The organism is Daeguia caeni (assembly GCF_042653845.1).
In the GTDB taxonomy this organism is placed as follows: Bacteria; Pseudomonadota; Alphaproteobacteria; order Rhizobiales; family Rhizobiaceae; genus Brucella; species Brucella caeni.
The window spans coordinates 1-7,895 of the sequence record NZ_JBHSEL010000093.1 but is presented as its reverse complement, the minus strand read 5'-3'; the positions used below and the strand labels follow the sequence as shown (position 1 = coordinate 7,895).

Genomic DNA, 7,895 nt, shown 5'->3' with positions numbered 1-7,895 from the left:
GATGATATCTGATGTCTGCATCGCCAAAATTTACGCCCAAACCGTCAGGCAGGCAACTGTAGCCCAGTTAACGTGACAACACCATCGGCTGAAACCAAGGTTGACTGGTTCGGCACCCTGCGCGCCCGCCTCGGCTATGTCGCCACGGAACGCTTCCTGGTCTATGGCACCGGCGGTCTTGCCTATGGTCGTGTGAAATCGTCGGTATCCGCAACGAATGGTCTTGACTGGGCTGACGCTTCCTATTCCAAGACGAAGCTTGGCTGGACGGTTGGTGCTGGTGCAGAATATGCAATCACCAACAACCTGACCTTCAAGACTGAATATCTGTACACGGACCTTGGCAAAACCGATCTGATCGATGCTTCAGTCTATGACTTTGACGTCAATCTGAAGAACAACGTCAAGTTCCACACCGTTCGTGTTGGTCTCAACTACAAATTCTGATCAGCTTATAATGCCAAGAGCCACCCTGCACTGCGGGGTGGCTCTTGCTTTACAGCAAATGAAGATCCAATCAGGCTAGTGGATATTATTGGCGCGGCGCCATTCAATGATCATTGTCTGCAATTTTCTTTCCGCCGTGGCAATCATTTGCGTATAATGGCTGTTGTGAACGCCCCATAGGGTGGAGTCCAGCTCCTCGTGATGTCCGGCAAGGAAGGGAAGCGTTGTAACCACTCTGAAATCATCCTGATTTTGCAGATAAAGGTCGATCGTATTCCTGTCGACATCCCGTCATGCGGGTTCCAGGCTGCCAGAACCTCCAATGCTCGTTTATTATAGATATTGAAGACCATACTCATCGTGCGATCTAGCGTAATGAAGGTCTCACCTTCAAATTCCTCGACGGAAAGGATGCGCGCTCTTGGATCAATCTCTGCCATGACACCGGAGAACATATCCCACTGCTCATCCCTGCTGTCGAGATAAGACCTGATGATGCGGTATCTGTTGTCAAACCCATCCGGCAAGACGGCATCGTCTTCCATGATGGTCAGGCGGTGTTTACCCTGCTGCAAGGCATGGCGCGCCAGAAGCTTGAAGCTTAAGCCACATCCAAGCCATCCAGGTTGATAGCGCACACCATCAAAGATTACCGTGTCCTGCGGCATGCCGGTCAATAATTGCCTGCGCCGGATAATGGTTTCCGGCAGTGACAGGGCAACTATTTCGCTGTTTTCAGCAAGATAGGGCGCATGTGTATTCATTACGTCCAGAGGCAGCAAGTTCAGCGCCACCAATGCGCGATCCAGCATGAAGCTGAACCTTTGCTGACTTTTCTGGACAGCCCTGCGCACATGACGTTCATGCTGTTCAAGCTCTTCCAGCATCTGACCGGCCTGAAGCAGCAGATCATCTGTCGAATTTTCAGTAAAATAACGCACCGCCCCAGCCAGTTCGGGATAGTCATCCTGATCGGATGCACTTTCGGACAGGACAGGCACGCCCAGTGACAGGCATTCCTGAATTCGCGGTGTCTCCAATAAAGCGCCTTCATAATAATGAATATTGACGACGATCCGCGCGCGCCGGATCAAGTCAGACATATCTTGATCAAAAAGATTATCGACGATCTTGACCTTATATTTCGCCTGCAAGACAGCCAGCATATGTTGCCGGCGTGGCGAACTGCGATTATCGCCATAAAAGAGAAAATCATACTGTTTGGCATTTTTATCTGTGGCTGTGGGAGCAGAATCCCCCTGCCCTATCGGCAGATAAAAAACATGCGGATAGGAAATATGTTTCTGATGCAGAAATTCTATATTGCGTAGCGAATAGTCAAAAACCGCGACCGACTGCTTCAGGCGTGTCAGATATTTATCATCAAACCATCTTGAACTGACAGACTGCTCGAGCTGCAGGATGATGCGTCTGTTGCCAGGCGGCAATTGCGTAAACATTTGCGCACAGAGAACAATATAAAAATCATGATTAAATTCAGCCGGACTTGCCGTGGTAATATCGCAATCAATGCCATGATGGCTGAGCCGCTTGGCGATCGATCGAGCAATGAAAAGCGTATGTGGCGTTGTCATGATGCACCAGAGCGCGCCCGCGCCAGTGCGGATCTTTTCACCATAGACCGGTGCATGTCCCTGCTTCAGATACTGTTTCAATCTTCGCCAGAAACCAGCAAGATCACCGCGTCGCAAATAGCGTATGGCACCTTTTATGCGTGAAATTCCAGACAAGAATCATTTCTCCATACCGCTCAAACAGAATAAATATGGGCACCAATTGGTGCATGAAGCAAGAACCACAACTGTTACTTGCGCATATCCTGAAGGAATCGACAATTCAAGGCAACAATTGTTTAAAATGATTGTTTGTTTGAACATAGTGTGCATGAAAAAGGCGGGGAACACGATGACATTACGGTGATAATTTGAGACCACTAAAGCAAAAAAACCATTTAAACCGGTCCAGCAGCAGCGCACCCAGGATAACCATCTTCGGAATACATTCGGCAGACTGGACTGAAGCCCTAGGCAATGACGCGGCCGTCTGGTCTCGTCTGGGGGTGCAGTCCATTCAGACCTTGCCGGGATATGCGATCGATGCGCCCAATGTGCTTGTCCAATTGGGCAATAGCGTCCTCATTCCGCTGATGGAACCGCATATCAGAAACTGCCCACGCGTGGGATACGGGTTGTTTCCCGACCGTGATGCGGTTGACCTGTTTGCGAACAAGAAGACCTTTGCCGATTATGCCCTGCGCAATGATCTGGCGGATATGTGCCCGCGGGATTATGGAAACACGGAAGCCCACTATCCCTGCGTGCTCAAACGAATTGACCTCAATGCCGGCATCGGTGTCGAGATCGTTCACAATCAGGCGGAGCTCAAGTCGTTGCTCAATCAGCCGATGTGGGCGGGCCATGATTATATTGTGCAGGAATATGTCGCCAGTGATTCCGATTTTGTGACGCATATGGTCTGCCGCAATGGCAAAACCAAATGGCACTGTACTTATCAGCTGTTCATCAACCCGCCAGGCGGGATCCAGCAGCCAGGCAATACGGTTTTGCGCAGCCCCATTATTATCAGTGAAGACGTCCTGGAAAGACTCAATCGTTTTCTGTTGCCACTCAAATATAATGGCCCTGTCAATTTTGACTACAAAATCGATCATACGGGCGCAGTCAAGGTCATGGAAATCAACCCCCGTCTGGGAGGCTCCTTGATGGTGCCAGAAAATATTGATGACCTTGAGGCGGCGTTGCGTTGCATTATCAAGAATGCAGTCACTCCAGCAGCCCGTTTGCGTAACATCGCCCGCAGACTCAGGCGGAAGGCGGGGTCCCTGAAAAGACGTGTCCTTGCCGGTCTGGCAAAGAACAACTGAAGCATCAGGCTGCACATATGATACAATGTTTCATGACTGTGCAGCCTGTCATTCGCACGCATGACGTGATCGCGCCAGTGTGCGTGATCAGATAACGGATTTCAGGCAAGGCCGGTGCTGCTTTCCGGCTTGACAGGCTTGGGCTCTATGCCAGCCTGTCTCAGGGTACGCTCCAGCAACTGTTCGTAAATCGGCTTGCCACCCAGCCATTGCGCGGTCAGGTTGCTGGCAAGACAGGTTGCCATCAAGGGCATTGCAAGACCATAGCAGCCGGTGAGTTCAAGCGTCAGAACAATGCCAACAATAGGCGCTCTGACCGATGCGGTAAACAGGCCGCCCATGGCCGCAATTGCGAAAGCAAGTGGGACATTGTCGGCAACCGGAAAGAAACCGTCCACCACGCCACCAAATGCAATGCCTGTACAGGTCGCAAGTGCCAGAATTGGCGCGAAAATGCCGCCTGGAACTCCGCAGGCATAACTTCCAATCAGCGTCAGAAACCTCATGCAGGCAAGCAGCAACAAAAAGGTAAGGCCATGATTTGCCGAGACAACATGCCGGATGATCTGTTCGCCGCCGGTGACGGAAAGCGGCATCTGAATGAGGAGCGCACCAACGGCAAGACCGATGAGCGCCGGGAAAATATAGGGCACATGAGCATTCATGCGTGCAGCCAGGTCACCCGTCCACAGCAGACCTTTGTTGAGCAGAACGCCGAGCAGGCCAAGCACACAACCAAGGGCGAGAAAGCCGGGCAGCAGCAGCAAGGGAAGATTGATCTGCGGCATGGCCAGATCCGGCGCAGTGCCGCCAATGATCTGTGTCATGAGCGTTGAAAAGAGTGCTGCGGCAATAACGCCCATATAGGTTCGGTAAGTATAGGGAAACTGGCGGTGTGTTTCCTCGATCACGAACAGAACGGCGGCGATCGGCGCATTGAAGGCACATGCAAGCCCGGCTGCTGCACCGGCCGCCAATAAGCCACGCTGTTCGGGAATGCTGTTTCTGAACCAGTTGTTGAACATCGCGCCAAAGGATGCACCAATATGGATGGTTGGCCCTTCACGCCCAAGCACCAGTCCGGAACCAATCGCCAGGGCCCCCATGAAAAATTTGACGGGAAGGACACGATGCCAACGCACGGTGCGAAGTCCTTCCATGGCCCCTTCAACTTCCTGGACGCCGCTTCCTCCTGCTTCCGGTGCCACACGCTTGACCACCAAGGCCACCAGAACCGTGCAGACCATGGTAATTGCCATGGTCATAAGCAGAAGTTGTGTGCCGTCGAAATAGGCGGCCAGTTTGCCCGGCCACAGGATCAATGTGTCAATAAGAATATGGAAATAGGAGCCGAGCGTTCCGCACAATATGCCAGTGAGGCTGGCAAGCAGCACATAGCGCGCCTGTGCCAGGCTGCTGCCAGCATTGCCAAGCAGCTTTACAGGATCAATAATCGTGGCTGGGCCGGTTGCATCGACTTGCTCAATGCGCGCCTTATTGTTTCGATCCTGTTTGCCACCCACGCGATGCACCATATAAATTCTCAGCAATTTCAGCGCTTTATGATCCCTGCGCAACCGACAGACTGGATATAAGTCGCCTATCCCATCGTCTGAGCGACTATGCCAGAGACAAGTTGAGCATGGCAAGCAATACTGTGCCGGAAATCAGGAAACCCACAGACACAAGATTTGGACTTATGTCTTTTCTGTATAAAGAGAAAAATTCCGCACTCGATGCAGACGGATGGTTCCGTTTTACGGTTGTGGGCTGATAAGCCTTGTCATGGCAATTGTGAATGTGAAAAACGGTTTCTGTTCGGGTTAGAAGACCCATGCTATAATTGCAATGCAAGAGGCAGCCATTCAATTCACGGCAAGCCGGATAAGGGGAAACGCGCATGCCAGCCATCGACCTGAACAGCGATCTTGGCGAAAGCTATGGCGCCTGGCGCATGGGCGATGATGAGGCGATGTTGTCCATCGTGTCGTCGGCCAATATTGCCTGCGGTTTTCACGCCGGGGATCCGGCCGGAATCTACCGTACGGTCAAGGCAGCAGCAGACAGAGGGGTCGTGATTGGCGCGCATGTTTCCTATCCCGACCGGGTCGGCTTTGGCCGGCGGGATCTTGATATCAGCGCAGATGAGCTTTTTGCCGATGTGATCTACCAGATTGGTGCCTTGCAGGGCATTGCCGCAAGTGCTGGCGCCAGAGTCGCCTATGTGAAGCCCCATGGCGCCCTGTATAACCGCATTGCTACCGACGCCAGACAGGGACAGGCCGTCATTGATGCAATCCGCGCCATCAACCCTTCGCTCATCCTGATGGGATTGGCCAATGCACCCATTCTTGAACTTGCCCGGCGCTCTGGCCTTGCAACAGTTGCGGAAGCCTTTGCCGATCGCGCCTATACGGCGAAAGGTGAGCTTGTGTCGCGGCGTGAGCCGGGTGCTGTTCTCCATGACAGAAAACAGATTGCAAGGCGCATGATCCGGCTTGCACGCGACGGCACTCTGGAAGCCATTGATGGCAGTATCATCCATATCGACGCCCAGTCCATCTGTGTTCACGGCGACAGCCCTGATGCTGTTGCCATTGCGCAGGAAATCCGCCAAAGCTTTACGCAGGAAGGCATAACCATCCGTTCATTTACCGACGGCAAATGACGGGAATGGCATGCTTTCCGAGCACCTTGCTTTTGCCGGACTGGGCCCCGCGGCTGGCATCTGTCTGAGGCGGATTGCCTGACATTCCAGGACACGTCAGGTCCCACTGGAAGTCAGCATGGCGAAAATCTTGTTTGAGAGGATCAATGCGTTTTCTTCCGGTCAATCTGACCAATATGCTTGTCGAACTCAATGACCTTGAAGAAACTCTTGCACTCTTTGCATCCTTGCAGGCTGATCCGGTTGCTGGCGTGCAGGAACTGATCCCTGCCGCAAAAACAATCCTGATCCGGTTTCGGCCAGACCGCATTACGGCGAAAACACTCGCGGATGCAATCGCCGCGCGGGACCTGTCGAACAAGCCCGCCCAGTCCGGCCAGCTGGTTGAGATCCCGGTCAATTATGATGGCGAGGATCTGCACGAAGTGGCGGAACTGACGGGTTTAAGTGTTGCCGATGTCATCCGCCGCCATAGCGAGAGCGAATACAAGGTTGCCTTTTGTGGTTTTGCTCCGGGCTTTGGCTATCTCGTTGACGGCGATCCGGCCTTGCATGTTCCGCGCCGTCAAAACCCACGTACACGCATTCCAGCCGGTTCTGTTGCGCTTGCAGGTGTCTTCAGTGGCATTTATCCGCAAGAAAGCCCTGGTGGCTGGCAAATTATTGGCACAACCCCCATTGCCATGTGGGATATTGACCGCAATCCCCCTGCCCTGCTTCAGCCTGGTTATCGCGTGCGTTTTCGCGACATGCGCAAATCAGGAACGAGGGTCCATATACAGGCGCCACAGCGCAAAGATGTCGCACGGCTTGTGGAATCCCCAGCCCATTTCAAGGTGCGCTCTGCCCTGCTCCCGGCCCTGTTTCAGGACTATGGCCGCTTTGGACATGCTGGACAAGGTATTTCGACCTCTGGCGCGCTTGATCGTCATGCCTTTAATGCGGTCAATCGCATTGTTGGCAATCCCGCCAATACACCGGCTCTTGAATTGACGCTGGGCAGCTTTTCATTTGCAACGACATCTGATGCGGTCATTGCGCTTGCCGGCGCGCAATGCTCGATAAGTGTGCGCAGTGCCAATCGGCAGGTAATGGCCTTCAATACATATCAGCCCATCACGCTCAGGGCTGGCGATGAAGTGACCATCGGTTATCCCAAACGAGGTGTCCGTACCTATCTTGCCGTCCGTGGCGGTTTTGCAGTCCTTCCAGTATTGGACAGCGCCTCGCGCGATACATTGGCCATGATCGGCCCGGAACCGGTTGTCACGGGTGACTCCATTGCACTCAAGAACGATGAGCACGGCCTGCTCAAGATAAGCCCGGATGTAAAGCCGGCTTTTGAACTGCCAAGGACGCATGACATTGTCACACTCGATATTGCGCTTGGGCCTCGTGCGGACTGGTTTAGCCAAAGCGCGCGCAGGCTTCTCACCAGTCAACTCTGGAAAGTTACGCCACAATCAAGCCGCGTTGGTGTCCGACTTGCCGGTGAAGTGGCGCTTGAGCGCAAGGACAACACAGAACTGCCAAGCGAAGGCATGGTTGCCGGCGCGATACAGGTGCCACATAATGGCCAACCTGTCCTGTTTCTCAGGGATCATCCATTGACCGGAGGCTACCCGGTTATTGCAACAGTTGCCGAATACCACCTTGATCTGGCGGCCCAGATACCAATCAATGCATCAATACGGTTCAGGGCGGTCAATATATAACCGCCCAACAAGCTGGTAATGCCCATCTGGTCGCGCACGGTTTGAATGATTTCGTGCTTTACGACGTCTTCATACGAACCTAGAGCATTTCACTTTTTGATGGAACCATATCCAGCACTGGCGAAGTAGTTTAAGCATTCGCCAGGCTGGATTGTCTGAA

The 7,895-nt window shown here is 53.0% G+C and carries 5 protein-coding genes and 1 pseudogene; 4 read left to right on the top strand and 2 right to left on the bottom strand.

What is annotated here, in order from left to right; translation table 11 throughout:
* Nucleotides 1-90: 90 nt before the first annotated feature.
* Nucleotides 91-447, top strand: a pseudogene (locus ACFO1V_RS09855) (outer membrane protein); the annotation flags it as partial.
* A gap of 143 nt (nucleotides 448-590) precedes the next feature.
* On the opposite strand, the gene ACFO1V_RS09850 reads toward ACFO1V_RS09855, so the two are convergent.
* Nucleotides 591-2,198 carry a glycosyltransferase family protein gene (locus tag ACFO1V_RS09850; protein ID WP_374834536.1) on the bottom strand — a complete coding sequence of 536 codons (1,608 nt, stop codon included), beginning with the start codon at nucleotides 2,196-2,198 and terminating at the stop codon, nucleotides 591-593.
* 194 nt (nucleotides 2,199-2,392) lie between these two features.
* Here ACFO1V_RS09850 and ACFO1V_RS09845 point away from each other — a divergent pair, with 194 nt between their 5' ends.
* Nucleotides 2,393-3,352 (top strand): hypothetical protein, encoded by a 960-nt coding sequence (locus ACFO1V_RS09845; RefSeq protein WP_374834538.1) that lies wholly within the window; start codon nucleotides 2,393-2,395, stop codon nucleotides 3,350-3,352.
* A 101-nt stretch (nucleotides 3,353-3,453) separates the two neighbouring features.
* On the opposite strand, the gene clcA is transcribed toward ACFO1V_RS09845, so the two are convergent.
* A complete protein-coding gene (gene clcA / locus ACFO1V_RS09840) occupies nucleotides 3,454-4,887 on the bottom strand; it encodes a H(+)/Cl(-) exchange transporter ClcA (RefSeq protein ID WP_374834540.1) in 1,434 nt (477 codons plus the stop codon).
* 365 nt (nucleotides 4,888-5,252) lie between these two features.
* On the opposite strand from clcA, the gene ACFO1V_RS09835 reads away from it, so the two are divergent.
* Both ACFO1V_RS09835 and ACFO1V_RS09830 read left to right on the top strand, forming a co-directional pair.
* The gene (locus ACFO1V_RS09835; RefSeq protein ID WP_374834542.1) at nucleotides 5,253-6,020 is read left to right on the top strand and encodes a LamB/YcsF family protein; all 768 of its coding nucleotides are present in this window, start codon (nucleotides 5,253-5,255) and stop codon (nucleotides 6,018-6,020) included.
* A 146-nt stretch (nucleotides 6,021-6,166) separates the two neighbouring features.
* A complete protein-coding gene (locus ACFO1V_RS09830; protein WP_374834544.1) occupies nucleotides 6,167-7,735 on the top strand; it encodes a 5-oxoprolinase subunit B/C family protein in 1,569 nt (522 codons plus the stop codon).
* Nucleotides 7,736-7,895 lie beyond the last annotated feature (160 nt).

Excerpts from the sequence above, each read along its gene's own strand:
- clcA (WP_374834540.1), bottom strand. The coding sequence starts at position 4,887 with ATGGTGCATCGCGTGGGTGGCAAACAGGATCGAAACAATAAGGCGCGC.
- ACFO1V_RS09835 (WP_374834542.1), top strand. The coding sequence starts at position 5,253 with ATGCCAGCCATCGACCTGAACAGCGATCTTGGCGAAAGCTATGGCGCC.
- ACFO1V_RS09830 (WP_374834544.1), top strand. The coding sequence starts at position 6,167 with ATGCGTTTTCTTCCGGTCAATCTGACCAATATGCTTGTCGAACTCAAT.